The sequence below is a fragment of the Curtobacterium sp. MCBD17_003 genome (genome assembly GCF_003234885.2).
Classification (GTDB): Bacteria; Actinomycetota; Actinomycetes; order Actinomycetales; family Microbacteriaceae; genus Curtobacterium.
Map to the genome: position 1 here is coordinate 11,931 of NZ_CP126276.1, position 16,430 is coordinate 28,360.

Here is a 16,430-nt window from a genome sequence, read left to right on the forward strand (position 1 = left end):
CAGGAAGGACATCGACTCCTTCACCCTGGCGATCGACAGCCCCTTAGCTGCTGAGCGAGCTTACGGGCTACTAGATTGACTGTCATGGTCGCCACATCGGAAGTTTTTACACCAGCACAATTGCCTACTTACACTGATGTTGATCGCTCTGCGGTATCGAGTGCGCTTCAACAGTGGGCGCGAAGAGGTGGATTTTTCGTCACCGTTCTTGGGCCTTCCAAACTTGGCAAGACAACCCTTGTAAAAAGCTATCTGAATGGGCTCAATAGCGAAGAGTCATGGAGTACGTACCTCTCCGGGCAATCGCTCCAAGATGGGGCCGAAGCATTGTGGGCAAAGCTAGCAGGCGAACTAGGAATTCCCACCTCGCGTGAATCCGGCCTCGCAAACAGTGACAGATCTACGTGGGGCATTTTTGCTCGACTCAGTGTTGCGTTGTTTCCCGGCACCGGCCTGTCCACCGGTGTCAATGTAAGCGAGTCCCGGGAGCACAAGGCATCCTCGAATGAACGGTTCGATGTGGACCCGGAGGCTGCTGTCAAAGAGGCGCTTACGACGCTGCTGGACAAAAAGCTCCGGGCTGTCGTGGTCATCGATGATTACCACTTTGTGGAGTCCGTCGATGCTCGGCGTGCAATTGCACTCGCGTTGCGACCTCTTACGGACAAGGGGCTCACGGTGATTCTATGTACAATTCACGCTGGTCAGGTCGACGAAGCCATGGTGAACACCAACTTGGGTGGTCGTCGAAAGCGAGTTATGATTAAGCCGTGGGATCTCGATGAGCTCGGTCAAATTGCAACGCAGGGTTTCCCTTATCTGTCGGTAACCACTACTGAAGATGTTGTGAAGCGCCTGGCAGGGGAGAGCTTTGGCAGTCCGCAAATCATGCAGCAGCTCCTGCTTGACCTGTGCGAAAACGTCAACGGCATACTGGAAGGGGAAGCGGGCCAGCCGCTCGCCGATCTGAAGGAACCCGCTGATTGGAGCGACTTCTTCCGGTCGGTAGAAGACGAAGACGCCTTCAACTGGTTGAGCGGATTGACTCAAGGACCTAACCCGCGAAAAAGCCGAAGCAAGCGTATTCACCCGGGTCCGCCACCAAAGGAGCTGGATGGGTACCAGCTCATCATGCTTGCCTTGCACGAGATGGGTTCACCTACCGAGGTGCCCTTCAGTGAAGTCAAGCAGCATATTGGACAGAAGCTTGGTTTGACAGCGACGGAGTTGAATCAACTTGCGCTTGAACTGAAAGCAAGGAATCTCAACGAGATTGCGTCCAAAGATACCCGCGATGCGCTTGCAGCACATGCGCTGGATGATGCTAACGCTAACGGTGACACTAACGATGACGCGACCGGCGGAGATGAGTCCGCCGATGAGAAGGCCGCATTTGCAGAAATGGTAGCCGCGGACGCCATTCCGCAGCCGACCTTCAAGGTGCAAGGTGACCAGCAGGCCGCAAAAGTTAGCGTGCTCGACCCGCTGCTCTCGTATGTGATTAAGTGGCACCCGGAGATCATTCTCGAATCGGGTCGATAGTCGTATTCGTTTTACGAATTCGGGCGGCTCCACTCGATAGGTGGCGGGTAGAACGGCACTCGCTGGGGGGCGGAGCCGTCCGAATCGTGAAGGTGGCCGAGATTTCGGTCGCAGTTGCGGAACGGGCCGGCCTTGCCGTCGAACAGGATCGCCGCGTGGCGGTCCCAGTGCGTCAGCCACCAGTCGGACAGCGCGTCGGCGCGTTCCGCGGCGTCGATCTTCGCTTGCTGCCGCGCCTCGAACGACGCCCAGAGCCGTTCCACGGCCTCGGGGTGCTTCCACCACTCCGGGCACCACACGGCGTTGCTCTTGTCCGAGTGCGTGTACTCGACTACCGCCAGGTGCTCCTCGATCCATTCGAGGAACAGCGGCGTCAGGTCGAACTCCTCCTCGTCGTCGACGTCGGCGTCGTCGAGGTCAGCCACGAGCTGCCGCCTCCTCCGAGCTGGTTGCGATCGCCGCGGGTGCGGCGCCGGCCGTCGCAGGCGCGTCGCCTTCGATCAGCGGGCGCAGCTTCTTGTCCTTGAACCACGGCACCGCGTCGAGGATCACCGGGCGGGTGTTCGAGTTGAACATGACCGCGCGCCACAGCGGCAGGTTCGCCAGGTCGTGCACGTCGAGGATCGGCACCCGGCGGGTGCTCGTCGACGTCGAGTACGCCCCGGTGTCCTGAGTCGATCCGCCGTAGGTGACCTCCTCGCGGTCACCGATCAGGCTCGACAGCCCTTTGAGGAACTGGTCATCCATCGCGCCGCCACCGAACACCCGTGTCACGGCGGCACCCCAGATCGCGCCCCAGCCGTTCTGCCCGAACGCCTCGACGGCCTGGTCCCGCGACTGGAAGTACGTGTTGAGCGGCATCCCGAGCGAACCGTAGAACGAGTACACGGACGGCAGCGCCGGCCACCGCACGATGTTCGCGCACTCGTCCAGCTCGATCACCAGCGGCACCGGCAGCCGGCCACCGGAGCGCTGTGCCAGCCGCTCCCCCGTCTTGCAGATCGCTCGCACGAGCGACGTCAGGATCGCGCCGGCCGAGCCCACCCCGTCCTTGGAGAGCAGGATCAGCAGATCCTCGCTCTGCACGAACGCGTCGACGTCGAACCGGCGCACGCCAGGCTTCGAGGTCCATTCCAGCAGCTCGTCGTAGGCCAGGGCACCGGCCATGCGCTGCGCGGTCGCGTAGACGCTCTGCCGGGTCTTGTCGGCCCAGTTCTCTATCCCGACGAGGGCGGTCGCCGGGCCCTTCTTGCCGTGCTGGTTCAGGATGCCGATCACGGCGTCGGAGTCCTGGGTGGTCAGCCACCGGTACACCCGCGACAGCGGCAGCCCGTCGAGAGCCGCCGCGAGGAGGAAGTACGCGAGCATGTCGCGGCCCGGCTCGTCGAACTGAGGATCGCCGCCGCGGTCGTTCTCCTTGCGCGTCGACGCCTCGAAAATCTCCGCGAGCTCACGAGCATCCTCGGCGCTCTTGACGTACTCCAACGGGTTGAACACGAAGTCCGGCCCGTCCTCGTGCCGGTAGATGCGGTTCGGGTCGAACACGAACGTCTCCCCGCGGCCGCGGCGGCCGCGGATTGCCTCACGCACCCCGTCGACCTTGTTCGACGTCATGATCGCCGCCCCGGGAGCTTCGACGACGTGACGGACGACGACGCTGGTCGTCTTGCCCCGCCGAGTGCCGTAGAGGTACACGCCCGTCTCCTCCCAGCCCTGGTAGACCCACTTGGACGTGCCGACGATGCGGCCCACCTTCTGCCCCGGGCCGATGCCGGCGGCGGTCGGGTGCAGCCGCCGGGCGTCCTTCGAGCGCGCTGACTCCCGTACGACCGCGTTCGACGGGTTCGCGCTCATCAGCTTGATCGACGCTGCGCCCCGCTTCTTCGCGCCCCGCTTGGCCTGAGCCATGAGCATCCACGTGAACAGCGCGAGCGCGGCCAGGACGAACACGACGACGAACACCGTCGCCGCGACGCCGGGCCACGGGTCGCCCTTGACGAAGCCCATCAGCATGACGATGGGGTTCCACGAGTACGCGTCGCCGGTTCCGGCGACGCCGGCACCCGCGTGGATGCCGAGGAACACCCCGCCGACGATCAGCACCAGCAGCGTGACCGTCAGGGTGTTGGTGCGAATGTTGCTGCCGTTCATGCGTCGACTCCGCGATCGTTGGCGATGTGGTGCAAGAGCGTCCGGGCGATCCGGGCCTCCTCGTCGTTGCCGGCGAACCGCTCTGCGAGGCGGACGTCGACGCCGACCATGAGCGCAATCTCCGAGGGCATCACCCGGGCCTCGGAGAGCTGCGCCAGCAACGCGTACCGCTCGGGTCGCGCCGCGGTGTCGGTGGTCTTGATCCACCGGTACGTCTCGTGCAGCTCCTCCACGACCTCACGGACGCGGCGAATGTCTCCGTCGACGTCGTGCCCGTTGAGCTGGTACCGCAGCGTCAGCGGGCCCGTAAGGCCCGCTGACGTGAGTTCCTGCCGGTGCTGTGCGATCGTCTCGTCGAGCCACAACCCCACCGTCACCACGGCGGCGTCGCGGCTGCGCAGCGTCCACTCGTCGGCCGCGAGGTTCGCGATCGACACGAGGGCCGGTGCGGTGTGTCGTCCATCAGTTGTCCCCTCCGCTGGTGAGCTTCATCGGCTCGTCCCCCTTTGGATCGACCTGCACGTGCACGTGGTTGCACGAGTCGTCGAACTGGTTCATCGGCAGGTCGATCGAGCTGCCGGCCTTCGCGCGGCACTGGACCTGCCCGGTGCCGGAGTTGTCCGGCATGACAGGGCCGAGCGCCCGCAGGAGCTTGATCGCATTCGCGTCCGCTCCGGTGGTCGGGGTGCCGTCGAACGCGTAGAAGTCGACCGCGTGGCCGCCGCCGTTCACGACGTGTGCCGATGCGTTCCCGGCACCGGGCCGCTGTCCGGTGCAGAGCCGGTTGACGTCGGAAATCCCGATCGACTGGAACGTCTTGGTCGCAATCGTGATGACTTGCAGGATGCGGGTGTCGACGTTGCAGTTCTGCTTGGGCTTGCCGTCTGCGATCGCCTGGACCTCGGGGAAGTGCGTCGGTGACAGCCACACGATCTTGCCCTGGTTGGTCAGGTCCACGATGTGCTTGGCGAGGGCCTGAGCATCCCCGGAGACGCCCGCGGCGCAGGCGGACGAACCACCGGAGAGCGCCGTGACGACGGCCGTGGCCGCGTCGAAGAACTTCGCGTAGTGGTTCGGGTCGCGGTTGATCTGGACCGCGTGCGCGGCCAACGTCGGCGTCATCGTCTGCCAGTTCGGCACCTTCAAGAGCCGCTGGTAGAAGAACGTCGCCGCCTGACTCGGGTTCATCCGCTGCGCGAGCGTGCCCCACGTGTCCCGCTGCTGGAACAACCCACGGGAGTCCGGGCCGGCCTTGTCGCCGTAATCAATGTTCTTCAACGTCGACTCCCCCATCGCCGTCATGACGGCGATGGTCTGCCCCTGCACGTCGACGCCGAGCGCGGCGCCGGCGTTCATGATCGCCGCGGCGTTCACGAGCTGATCGCCGGAGTACCCGTCGACCGCATCGTGCGCGCCAGCGGCGTCAGCGTTCGCGGCGGTGGCCGCGCACGCCCCGTTCTGGGAGCTACCCCCAGTGACGAGGGCGAGTCCGACGAACACGACGACCAGGGAGGCCGCTAGCACGATCATCAGTCCCTTCTTCATGCTCGAGCCCCCCCGCTACGCCCGTGCCTGTGAAGATCCGGTCTCGACGGCGGCCTCGTCGTTGAGCAGGTACCGTGCTCCGCTGCCGGCCATGCCCTCGTCGGTGTTCGTGACAGCGGCCTCCCAGTCCGAGCGGATGTGCTGCATGTGCGTCTCGGGGTTCGAGCCGTACTTGAAGATGCAGTGCCCGGGGCCCAGGTTCATGAGCAGGTCGGTGGTGTCGGGTGCGAGCCCGAACGTTTCCTGCACCCACGCCGCGTCCTCGGGTCGGTCCTGCCGGTAGGCGTAGATCGTTTGCGCCTCCTGGATGACCGTGTAGCCCTCGGACTCACGAGGGATGTCGGTGCCCTTGTGCATGACGAACCAGTTCGAGATACCGAGGGCGCGGGAGAGCTTCTGGTTCGACTTGACCAGGCTGGCCGAGGGCCCACCGATCATGTGCCAGCCCTCCTCGTAGACCACGTTCGTGATGAACCCCCGCTCACGGCGCAGCCGACCGAGGAGCCACTGGTGCCCCACCGCCATGACGGTGGGGACGGCCGGGCCGGCGTCGGGGAGCTGGGAGACGTCGAACACCGTCAGCTTGCTGGCGAGGTCGACCGCCTTCGACGTTTCACCGTCGAACACCCCGGCGTACGTCTCGAGGAGGTTCTCGAGCCCGAACCGGATGGACAGGCCGGCCTGGTGGAACCGCTCGCCCGATGCTTCTGTCAGTCCCTCGTCGTCCGGGACCTGGCCGAGGAACGGCATCAGGTCCGTTGTCGTCAGCGGACGGGTCGAGCTGTTGTGCTGTTCGAACATGCGGCGGAGGGCGAACCGGGTCGCTTTCTCCTCCCACTCGGTCGCGGGGACGTCGTTGCGCGCGATCCGGGCCACGGCGGTGATGAGTTCCATCTGCCCCTGCAACCCCGAGCCGCGCATGATGAGCGGGTCGAGGAGGTTCAGGCGGATACCGCCGCCTGCCGGGTCGAAGCGCAGCGGCTCCGATCCGAGGTTGTGCGCCATCGCGGTGTACTCGCCCGCGCCGCCCTCGTCCTTCTTGTCGAACACGACCGCGCGCCGGTTCGCCAGCCCCAGGGGGCGAGCGACACCGACCGTCTTGGTCAGCGACGACTTCCCGTACCCGACCGTGCCGAGCACGATCACGTTCGGGGACGAAATCTGTCGCGGCTCCGCGTTGTACGCGGTGGGGGCGTCGTAGGAAATCATCGACTGCGACAGGTTGTCGCGGCCGTTGACGATCCCCTCATCACCGGTCGGGTTGCCGATCACGGCGGTGTTCAGAATCTCCGCCTGCCGCGTCGTCGACGGCGACCCCGCCAGCCGCGGCGAGTACCAGCCGCGCGCAGCGGCCCCGGCCGACGTGCGGAGCTGCCCGCCGGGCAGCTCGAACGGCGACACGTCGACGGGTCGGCGGACGGACACCGCCGTGGCGGGCCCCTCGTCGCCGGTTACGACCTCCTGCCGAGCCTCCGGCGGGACGAAGATTTTCAGCCCCGGCACGTTCGCGTACCAGGGGTCCCGAGCTGCTGGTCGGTTCGGCGCCGCGCGCTTGTCGTGCGGGGCGGGGTTCTTGGTGTTGGTCATGACAGGGCCTCCTTGTCACCTCGGCCGGCGAGCGTGTTCATCACGCGTGCGGCCGTCGTGATGGTGTCGGGTCGGAGCCCGCGGCCGATGGGCCATGTGGTCCCGGATGCGGCGCCCTGAAACGAGTCCTGCCAGTCGAGGCGGTCGATCCCGAGCCCGGTGTCGCACACGCTCGAGAGCCGCCGCGACGCCTGAGCCAGGTCCTCGCGGGTGGGGGCCGTGATGGTCACGTACCCGATCCACGAGACGCCGTGGTGGTGGCTGCCGGCGGCGAGGTCCCGCCGCCGACGCTCCGCCGCTCCGAGGAGCCCCTGCGCCTCGTCGGAGACGATCACGCCCTTCTTCTGCTGTGCGTACAGGCCGGCGGCGTCGCGCACGACGTCCTGCCGCGCGGCCGCCTTCGCCTGCGCGGCCGGCACCAGGTGCATGTGGAACGACACCGAGCGGATGAAGTCCAGCTCGCGCCCGATCATGAGGTCGAGCGTCCACAGCGGCGATCGGCCGGCCGAAGCCAGGTTCTCACCGTGGATCGCCGCGGTGCGGTGCCACCAGGTGACGGCCGGTGCAGCCTCGATCGGGTCGCGGTCCGCGAGGACGGTCGGGTCGTAGCCTCCGTCGACGACGTGCGCGGAGTATTCGTCGTGCGAGCCGATCCCGACCGACAGCGGCGTGATGTGCTTCGCGGAGCGGAGGTCGATCGGGATCGACGGGTTCTGCTGGTGCATGATGACGGCCGCCGTCTGGCGTGCCGTCAGGGACTGCACCTGCCCAATGCGTGCCTGCCGGAGCCCGTGCAGGGACGCCTCGATCTGCTCCGCCATGAGCGCCCGCCACCCGTCCCGGCCGGGCCCGTACTTCTTCGCGGCCTCGGTGAACGCCGGCGTCAGCGGCCACGACAGCACCACGAAGTGCCGCTGCACCATCGCGTCGGCCGCGGCGCGCCCGCGGACCTCGGCGTAGGAACGCTGCTGTGCGTCGTAAAGCGCCAGTGCCGTGTCATCGGCCCCGAGGGGCCGGGACTCACGCTGGGAGTTGTACCAAATGTCGTGCTTGGCGGTGTCCGGCGGCAGAACGCGGGTGAGGGTCTGCACGTCGCGGATCAGCGACACCGGCGCAGCACGATGCGCGAGGAACCTTCCCCACGCGCTTGCTGCTCGGTTCAGCGCTCCCGCCGTCTCCATGCCGCGGAGCTGCCCGGACACGGAGAACGCCACCGAAAGGTACGGCCGCTCCCCCACCGGGGCATGCCAGGCGATCCCCGGCATGTTCGACCCGTACTGCAACCAGCCCATGCCGTCCGACCCGTCCGGGTTGGCGCGCATCTGCCGGGCGGCGACCTCAGCGGCGCGCCGCTCGGCCTTGTCAGCGCTGCCGGCAGCGGACTGAATCTGGTCCCACCCGGCGACGTTGTACGGCACGAACGTGTTGGTCCCGAGCCGCTTTCGAGCCGCCCACCGCGACCGCTTCCGGCGCCGTTCCTGAATCGTGCCGTTGTGGGTCCGCTGAGTGACGAGCATCGTCACCCCGACCCCACCCAGAGCGGCAATCAGGACGGGGATGCCGCCGCCCGCGATCATCCCGACCATGCCGCCGACGACGAAGATCGCCATGCCGATGATGCGGGACTTCGAGTGCGTGCCACCGAAGAACGACCGGTGCGAGGACTCACCGCCCACGTAGCGGACGTGCGCCGTCGGCTGCTCTTGAACGTCACGCATGGGGTAAGTCCTTCCCGTACTGCTCAGTGCTGGCGCTGTGGGACTGCTCGTGGTCCTCAACTGGTGCGGCGGCCATGTCGGCCGCGCTCGTTGCGGCGCTGCCTGCCGTGTCGAGGCCCGCCTTCGCACCGGCGGCGATCATCATCGGGACACCGACAGCGGCCCCAACCCCGGTCGAGGACTCAGCCGCCCCTGCAGCCATCGCGCCACCCCCGGATCCCGCTGCACCCGTCGCTACGCCAGCACTGGCAGTCGCGCCGGCCCCGGTCCCAGCGCCCGTCGACGCCTTGCCACCCGCCGCCGCGGCGTCCTTGATAGAGGAACCGGCTGCCTCCTCGGCTCCGCCACCTCCGGCGGTCGTACCGCCACCGCCACCGCCGCTGCTCGTGGGTGAGGTCTGGGCGAGCTTCTCAGCCGTTGTCGTCGATGTCGGCGTGGACGTGGTGGAGTTCGGCCTCGAGCTGCTTCCGTCGTTCTGCGGAGCGCTGTAGCGCTTGTCGGCTTCCTGGGGCGAGTTCGCTCCGATGCTCGGGCCGCCCGCGGCCGCGGCTCCGCCCATCGGCAGGATCGGCGCGAACTTGAACAGCAGCAGCGGCGACAGCCCCGCGATGAACAGCGCGATCATCGACACCACGAGGCTGACCGTCTTCTGCAGGTCCGCCTGCCCGGAGAACACGTCGATGTTGGAGCCGACGAACGAGAACGTCACCCCGAGCAGGAAGAACAGCAGCGGGTGGGCGGCGAGGATGCCGAGCCACACCATCGGGATCTTCGACCCGAACGAACGCTTCTTCCGGTCGACGATCCACACCCAGCCGAGCGGGAACAGCACGCCGGAGAAGTACAGGGTGATCAACTGCACGACGAGCACGAGCAGCGCCAGCAGCAGCGCCAGGATCATGAAGAACATCAGGATCGCGCCGATGACGGCACCGCCGACGATGCCTGACCCATCGTCGTCACCGATCATCTTCGAGAACTGGTCGACGATGGTGCTCGACGTGGTCGACAGCATCGTTCTGATGAGCGAGTCCGAGAGGGCGCCGAAAAACTTGACGAGGAACGCTCCGACCGCGGGCCCGAATATCGCGCCGATGATGAACACGGGCCCGTACAGGGTCAGCGTTTCGATGAGTTCCTGCCCCGACTGCCGGCCGCGTGCGGTGTCGATGAATTGGGGGATCAGGATGATGACGAACACGAAGATCGCCAGCCCGAAGGAGATCCGGTAGGCGTTGACGAACCAGTCAGCGGTCAGATCCGGCAAGGTCGCGTGGGTCAGCGCCGGCAGCACGCTGTCCGAGAGGCCCTTGGCCGCGTCGCGGAGCGCCTTGTAGGTGTTTCCGGCCGGGTCCGACCAGAAATCCCCGATGCTCTGCGCAGTGTTGATCGCATCCTTGGTGCCGCTCACGGCGGAACCGATGAGGTTCTTCCCCTTGTCGATCGCGCAGCCGACGATGTTGGTGCAGTTCTCGTCGCCGGCGGCGGCGAGGATGACGTGCCCGGGCATCAGCAGCCTCCCGTGTAGCGGACGCCGCCGTTGGCGAGCTGCTGCGCGTTCGGCTTTGCCCCGCCGTCGACGTGCCAGGCTCCGTCCTGCCACACCATGACGAAGCCCTGCGCTGTCGACTTGGTGGGGCTCAGCGCCCCGTCGACGACGTAGCCGGCGGCCACGTTCACGGTCACCCGATCGGCGGTGGAGTGAGGGTCAACCATCCAGAGCCCGTTCGTGGTCGACAGGTGGAACGGGGTGCCGTCCGCCACATCGCCATTGCTGACGTTCGGATACCGCTTGTAGATCGCCGCGAGGTCCCGGTACTCGTCAGAGGCTCCCGAGCTGATGACGTCCGACTCGACGGTCTGCACGTCGCTCAACGCGGGCACGGGCGACTGCCAGATGAACCGGTAGAACGCTGTGGCGACCTCGACAGCGCCGTACGACGTGTGGCTCGCTGCCTTCTGAGCGGCGAGCACCATTGCGGCGTCGCGGTTTTGGCCGCCGAGGCACCCGGTGGGTGGTGCGGCGTCCTCGTCGTCGCCGGCACCAGTGGAGCCGGTCGCCGTGGGGCTCGGAGTCACAGACGCAGCCGGCGCGCCCGATCCTGATGTGCTCGACGTCGGCGCTGCGGTCGGCTCGTCGCCGCGGGTCGTGGCGAACACCACTCCCCCGCCGACGATGACGACCGCCGCGGCGGCCCCGATGACCAGCGGCCAAAGGGATCGGCCGGTGGATGAGTACATGCGCGGCATGGTGTGCCTCCTTCCGAGCAGGTCAGCTAGCAACTGCGCAGGTCAGCTCGCGAGCGAGAGGGTCACGCCGACGATGACCGCCAGTGCCGCGAGAGCGACCAGTGCGATGAACGCCGCCATAGCCTTGGCCCGCCCCTGCGCGTGGGCCTGCGGGTTCGGGTTCATGTCGCCTGACGCACCGGCCATCGCGACGAGCCCGCGGATCAGGTAGACGATCGCGACGATGATGCCGATCGCCCAGACGGCGGCGACGAGCTTCTGCCACAGCTGCGTGAACTCAGCCCCGCCGAACGAGAAGTCCGGGAGGATGCCGTCGAGCGGGTTCTGGATCGCCGCGGCGACGAGGAGAGTGTTCATATGGGTCAGGCCTTCCGGCTGTTGGTGGATGCAGGCGCTACGGCCTCCTGCAAGGTGCGGACCACGGCGGCGGCCGCGGCCGCGAACGCGTCCCGGGTCGCGGGGTTCAGGGAGCCGAGGGTGAGCTGCCCGCGCGCGGCGATGTGCTCGTCGTAGGGAATCTCGTGCAGCGACCGCACCCCCGCGTCATGTAGCAGGCGCGCGACCTCCTCGCGCACCGTCTCGCTCTCGGGACGGCCGTCCGTGAGCCGCACAGCGATGGCACGGTCGGCGAGCTCGGCGGGCTGGCCGCCCGCGTCGCGCAGCTCGTCGAGGAGCTGGATCGCTTCGAGTACCGAGTCGCCCGCGTTCAGGACCGGGATCACCAGGACGTCGGCCACTGAGACGGCACCGCGGAACGCGGAGGACGTCGGTTGGTTGCCGGTGTCCATGACCCGGATGCCGTAAAACTCGTCAATCACGCTCGACACGGCCACGACGGCCTCACCCGTCAGCCGCTCGCGACGACCGGTCGAGGCGATGACGTTGGCGAACGACGTCTGCGGGGCCGTGTAGCCGTGGAGCTGCCCGGCGGTCTTGATGCTCGCGACGTCGCGGACCAGCTCACCCAGCCCGAGGCGCGGATTGCCCTCGGCGCGGTAGCTGAGCGCGCCCGGGTCATCGGAAAACTCGACGATCGCCGTCGAGCCCCCACGGATCGAGGCGATGACGCCGCCGAGCAGCAGCGACGTCGGGGTCTTGCCGGTGCCACCCTTGGGGTTGTTGACCAGGATCGACACCGCCCGAGTCCATGTCGCCTGACGGATGGTCGTCTCGTTCCGGGCCCGACGCGACTCCGCCTCAGCCGCGGCCGCCAATTCCGCCGTCTCCGCGGCGCTGGGCTTGATCGGCAGGCCGATGCTCGCCAGCGCTCCACGGAAGCCCTTCGTGGCCATCCCTGACACGGCGGCCGGTGGCGCGGCCCCGCCAAACAGAACCGACGCGGACGCTTCACGATCCACGGGGCGGCGCTCCGCTGCCGGCGACTCATCGACCGCGAGAGCCTTTGGCACCTCGGAGACAATGGCCAACGAGGGCATCAGCTCAGCCGGTTCACCAGACTGAGTCGGCGGGGCCGGCACGAGCGGGATCGGCCGGAGCTCGGTCGCCTCGTTGTTCTTCGGGGCGGAACGCCGACCCAGGCGCTCGACGCCCACCGTGTCCTCCTCGATGTAGTCGCTCGCGCGTGCGGCTGCGCCAAACATCTCGTCGGAATGGTCTTGGTTAGGGCTGCTCATCGTGTTCTCCCATCTCAATGCCTCGTCCGCGGCTGGTTGAGGGAAGCCGGCGTCATCGCTGCTCGCTCGAGGACAGCTGCGGACGGTGCCGACCTCTGATCCTCACGAGCGATGAGAGGTCGACACCGGCCACGCTCGCCCGACCTCTAGCGCGCACGGATAAGTAGTTCCCACATCTTACCCAAGCTTAAGTAGCCGCAGCTACTTATTCCAGTAGTACGCGAGCGAGTAGTGCCGGCTGCGTAAGTTGTTCGCATGCCACGAAAGGGGACCGGTCCAGCTACGTCCTTCTCCCGTCGAGTGGCGCGGGTGATCGACCAGGTCCGCTCACGCTCGGGCATGTCACACTCGGAACTCGCGCAGCGCGTGGACCTGTCGGAGAACTACTTGTTCTCCCGGCTCCGCGGTGACGCTCCCTACAACACCAACGATCTGGACCGGATCGCGCACGCGTTCGGGATGGAACCGACCGAGCTGTTGCTGCTCATCCTTGGCACCGGCGCAGACGGCTCGCGTGTCCTCCAACTGCGCGGTGACACCCTCGGTACCCGGCTGCGCCTCCTGCAGTCGAGCGTCTCGGCCTTCGACGAAAACGAACTGGTCAAGTCCCTCCAGAACGTCGACCCGGAGTTCACCGTCACGAAATGGCAATGGCTCCAGAACTCCGCCGACAGCATCGCGGTGTCGGAGCAGATCCTGAACGCGATTGCGGACTACTTCGAAGTCACTCACGTGTACCTCGTCGACCCGGGCGACGCTGCAATAACCGAGCAAGTGGAGGCGGAGCTTGAGTTCAAGCGGACGCTTCAGCAACGTGGCGCGAACGGCATCTCCGCCCGCTCGATGGGCTCGATCCCCCCTGCACTGCTCCGAGAAATCTCGGAGACCCTTCGATCCTTGGAAGACTGAGATGACCTCGCCAGCGGAGACACGTGCACTCGAGGCGATCGGTATGGAGTCAGCCGACGAGTTCCGTCAGATTCTCACCGATCTGAACCTCGGTCCGCGCCCCACGCTTCGGGACCTAGTCCGAGCGGTCGAAAAACGGTGCGGTCGGCGCATCCGTATCATGCCGCCGACGAAGGAGAACTGGAACAGCGCTATGGCGCTCACGGTTCACTCCGATGACCACCTGATGTTCGTCCGCCCCGGACTGTCGGAGCTGCACTTCTTCCATTGCGTCCTGCACGAACTGGTGCACATCCTCATCGGTGATCCCGGACGCACATCCGACTCGTTGGAAGCAGCCACTTTCAACCCCGACCAGCAGCTCATGTGTGCCCGGCTCATGCACGAGTGTGAGCACGGCGGTGCCACAGACTGCGTCGAGGGACTGTGTGGCCTTGAGTTCGCGGTCGAAACGCTCACATACGAAATGGCGACATCAGTCGTGTACGGCGACGTCCCCGAGGATCTCTGGATCACGAGTAGATGACGGCGCTTCAGACGGTCGCGTTCTGGGTAGCAGTCGTCGGGTTCATCGGCTGGGTGCCCGCCGTCCTCCGCGGTTCCTCGCGCCTGTGCTGGGTAGCAACAGGCGTGGGAGCACTCGGCCTCTTCACCCGCGGCACCGTCGTACCGATGAACGTCCTCGACGGGGCACTCGGCGGCCACAACGCCCTTAACGTGATCCAGAACAGTCTCGCCATGATCGCCATCTGGCTCCTGGCCCGCGCGGCGACCCGGGACCAGGATCTCCCCCGAGTAGCGAAAAGCCCCTTGCTCCTTATCGGCATGCTGGCAGCGATCGCGCTCCCATTCTTCTTGATCAACCGAAGCGAACGGACGAGCCAATACTTCATTGATGACAACATCGGACAGGTCGCTCTTTACCTCTACGCGAGCATCTACATGCTCAGCGTCGCCGCCATCTGCGGGCTCGCTCTGATGCGACAGCACCAGGGCCGCTCAGCCGCCCAGCGCACTCTGCGCGTCGGCCTCGTCCTGATCGTTGCGGCGTCATTGGTGGAGGTCGCCCTGCTCTCCGTCGAGCACGCCCTTCGCCTGCCAGCGACGACAAACATCTCGCTTGAGGAGGCGTTCGACGGGCTCTTTTACCCAGGGGTCATGTGCGGAGTGCTCGGCCTCGCAAGCATCGCGATCGGGAACTGGCGACAGAGTTCCGCGCTGGCTCGACTCACGCCGAAACTGCAGACGATCGCGGAGGCGCGCGGCGTTGCCGCCCGACCGGCACCCGGCGGGTCGCGCAGGGCTGCGTACAACCTGCTCATCGCTCTGTCTGACTACCAGGCACTCGGCGGCGAGCTCACCGAAGACGACCGCGGTGCACTCAGGGCGACTGAGCGAGCGCTTTCTCCTCGGCTGAGCCAGGGTCCGAGCGGACCCGTCCTTCCCTTCGTTCGCAGGCACGCGCGGTCGTGACTCTCGTCCCGATTCTCGCACTGTCCATTGCTGCCGTTGTTGTGGTCGCTGCTGCTGCATTCTGGGGTGCCGCCCTTTTGGTCATCCGAGGTGTCTGCTTCCCCCGCCGCCCGCGTTACGAGCCGGTTCTGAAACTCGACTCGGAATCGATCACTCTTCGGGCAAGCGACGACACGACTCAGCGTGGCTCCTACGGACTCTGGAGCACGACGGGAATTCACCAGCGCGTCGAGGAAGTCCTCGAGGTGACCGGGGAGACCGTGGTGCGCCGCCTGCATTCCCCGTGCGAACTCCCCGCCAACGCCCCCGAGGTGCGCTGGACCGCGCATCTCTACGGGGGCCCCGAAGACCTGGGGCTGCCCTGGGAGCCCGTAGTCATTCCGCTGCCAACCGGGCCGGGCCCAGCGTGGTACTTCCCGGCGCCCGGATCTCGCGCCGACTCGTCGACGACGTGGGCTATCCACATCCACGGGATCCGCACCACCCGCATCACGGCGTTGCGAACCGTCCCCGCCGCCGCACGCCTCGGCTACCACTCCCTCGTCGTGTCCTTCCGCGGTGACCAGGAAGGTCCACCGACACGCAACGGCGCTTCGACCCTGGGCATCGAAGAGTGGCGCGACATCGAGGCGGCCATCAACTACGCGCGGGCTCACGGCGCAACCTCTGTCGTTCTCTTTGCCTGGTCCCTCGGCGCAACCCTCGCCATCCGCACGCTGACGCAGTCGCCCCTGGCCCCGACCGTTGACGCTCTGGTGCTCGTCGGCCCTGCACTCGACTGGAGCGAGATTGTCACGGCCGCCGCCCGCCGTGCCCACATGCCTACACTGCTTGCACGTTTCGCCCTTACTGCGATGCGAAGCGCCGCCCTCGCACGCCTCAGCGGGTTGCCAGCGTCGATCGACGTGCGGCAGATCTCCTGGAAGGCTGCGCTTCCTAAGCTGCCGCCCACTCTCATCGTCCACTCCCCCGGTGACAAGACGATCGACTACGGCAGCACCCTCACGTTTGCCGCCGCCAACCCAGACCGTGTCTCTGTCGCCATTAGCGAGCCAGCCGCACACTGCTGCGAGTACAACCACGATCCGGAATGGTTCAACAGCCGGATTACCACGTGGTCAGGAGTACTACCTATCTAGCTAGCATCAACTGTGTATCCTAGTTGTATGGATCGGGAACCTCTCGGCAGACACGCCTGGCTCGGCGGGGTTGGTGACACGCCGGACTCGCTGGCCATAACTGTTACAGGCACCCAGCAGAATCGCGCCATGGGTAGGAACAGCAAGGGACCTCGGGCGCTGCTCGGGACGCGCCCCAGTGAAGCTGTCGCACGTGCCGCTTGGCAGCGCAAGGACGAGCTCGGCTACGCGACGATGAGCGACTACCTCGCAGCTCTCATTGCCGCTGACCTCCAGATGCCCGAACAGGCCCCCAAGCCTGTTGACCGATCGACTGAGGCGGAGCTGCCTATCGCCGCCGCTTAAATGACAGAACCCCCGCCGGTTGGGCGGGGGTTCTGGGCAAAGCCCTAAGTCTCGCTCTTCAACCTGCGACAGCCGCCAAGCAAGTCAGGTTCAAGAGATTTCCGATGAAGAAGCCCGGTTGGAGCCGGGAGCCTTCG

15 protein-coding genes are annotated in these 16,430 nt (G+C 66.4%); 5 read left to right on the forward strand and 10 right to left on the reverse strand.

Annotated features, from left to right (window positions below; translation table 11 throughout):
* Positions 1 to 84: 84 nt before the first annotated feature.
* Entirely contained in the window at positions 85 to 1,542 is a 1,458-nt protein-coding gene (locus DEI88_RS16165) for a P-loop NTPase fold protein (protein WP_146246112.1), read from the forward strand.
* Positions 1,543 to 1,553: 11 nt separating this feature from the next.
* On the opposite strand, the gene DEI88_RS16170 is transcribed toward DEI88_RS16165, so the two are convergent.
* Genes DEI88_RS16170 through DEI88_RS16215 form a run of 10 tightly spaced genes read right to left on the reverse strand, consistent with a single transcriptional unit; the run spans position 1,554 to position 12,427 of the window.
* Positions 1,554 to 1,967, reverse strand: a complete 414-nt coding sequence (locus tag DEI88_RS16170) for a DUF4913 domain-containing protein (protein WP_181441285.1) — start codon at positions 1,965 to 1,967, stop codon at positions 1,554 to 1,556.
* Complete coding sequence (locus DEI88_RS16175) at positions 1,960 to 3,693, reverse strand: type IV secretory system conjugative DNA transfer family protein (RefSeq protein ID WP_111072637.1); 1,734 nt, start codon at positions 3,691 to 3,693, stop codon at positions 1,960 to 1,962. The genes DEI88_RS16170 and DEI88_RS16175 overlap by 8 nt, the downstream gene beginning before the upstream one ends.
* Complete coding sequence (locus DEI88_RS16180) at positions 3,690 to 4,130, reverse strand: hypothetical protein (protein ID WP_111072636.1); 441 nt, start codon at positions 4,128 to 4,130, stop codon at positions 3,690 to 3,692. Before DEI88_RS16180 ends, DEI88_RS16175 begins: the two co-directional genes overlap by 4 nt.
* Before the next feature lie 25 nt (positions 4,131 to 4,155).
* On the reverse strand, positions 4,156 to 5,223 hold the full coding sequence (locus DEI88_RS16185) for a hypothetical protein (protein ID WP_284183595.1): 1,068 nt from the start codon (positions 5,221 to 5,223) through the stop codon (positions 4,156 to 4,158).
* A gap of 30 nt (positions 5,224 to 5,253) precedes the next feature.
* A complete protein-coding gene (locus DEI88_RS16190; RefSeq protein WP_111072675.1) occupies positions 5,254 to 6,825 on the reverse strand; it encodes a putative type IV secretion/conjugal transfer ATPase in 1,572 nt (523 codons plus the stop codon).
* Complete coding sequence (locus tag DEI88_RS16195) at positions 6,822 to 8,543, reverse strand: hypothetical protein (protein ID WP_111072674.1); 1,722 nt, start codon at positions 8,541 to 8,543, stop codon at positions 6,822 to 6,824. Before DEI88_RS16195 ends, DEI88_RS16190 begins: the two co-directional genes overlap by 4 nt.
* Complete coding sequence (locus DEI88_RS16200; protein ID WP_111072673.1) at positions 8,536 to 10,053, reverse strand: hypothetical protein; 1,518 nt, start codon at positions 10,051 to 10,053, stop codon at positions 8,536 to 8,538. The genes DEI88_RS16195 and DEI88_RS16200 overlap by 8 nt, the downstream gene beginning before the upstream one ends.
* Complete coding sequence (locus DEI88_RS16205; RefSeq protein ID WP_258375165.1) at positions 10,053 to 10,784, reverse strand: hypothetical protein; 732 nt, start codon at positions 10,782 to 10,784, stop codon at positions 10,053 to 10,055. The genes DEI88_RS16200 and DEI88_RS16205 overlap by 1 nt, the downstream gene beginning before the upstream one ends.
* 51 nt (positions 10,785 to 10,835) lie before the next feature.
* Positions 10,836 to 11,150: a hypothetical protein gene (locus tag DEI88_RS16210; protein ID WP_258375164.1), complete on the reverse strand. Its 315-nt coding sequence runs from the start codon at positions 11,148 to 11,150 to the stop codon at positions 10,836 to 10,838.
* A gap of 5 nt (positions 11,151 to 11,155) precedes the next feature.
* Positions 11,156 to 12,427 (reverse strand): MinD/ParA family ATP-binding protein, encoded by a 1,272-nt coding sequence (locus DEI88_RS16215; protein WP_111072671.1) that lies wholly within the window; start codon positions 12,425 to 12,427, stop codon positions 11,156 to 11,158.
* 255 nt (positions 12,428 to 12,682) lie between these two features.
* Between DEI88_RS16215 and DEI88_RS16220 the strand changes: the two genes are divergently transcribed.
* The 4 genes from DEI88_RS16220 to DEI88_RS16235 all read left to right on the forward strand — a co-directional run bounded on the left by DEI88_RS16220 (position 12,683) and on the right by DEI88_RS16235 (position 15,948).
* Positions 12,683 to 13,336, forward strand: coding sequence for a helix-turn-helix domain-containing protein (locus DEI88_RS16220; protein WP_111072670.1), 654 nt, complete (start codon positions 12,683 to 12,685; stop codon positions 13,334 to 13,336).
* Between the two features lies 1 nt (position 13,337).
* On the forward strand, positions 13,338 to 13,862 hold the full coding sequence (locus DEI88_RS16225) for a hypothetical protein (protein WP_111072669.1): 525 nt from the start codon (positions 13,338 to 13,340) through the stop codon (positions 13,860 to 13,862).
* Between the two features lie 146 nt (positions 13,863 to 14,008).
* Positions 14,009 to 14,809, forward strand: coding sequence for a hypothetical protein (locus DEI88_RS16230; protein ID WP_146246114.1), 801 nt, complete (start codon positions 14,009 to 14,011; stop codon positions 14,807 to 14,809).
* Positions 14,806 to 15,948 (forward strand): alpha/beta hydrolase family protein, encoded by a 1,143-nt coding sequence (locus tag DEI88_RS16235; protein WP_111072667.1) that lies wholly within the window; start codon positions 14,806 to 14,808, stop codon positions 15,946 to 15,948. Before DEI88_RS16230 ends, DEI88_RS16235 begins: the two co-directional genes overlap by 4 nt.
* Positions 15,949 to 16,430 lie beyond the last annotated feature (482 nt).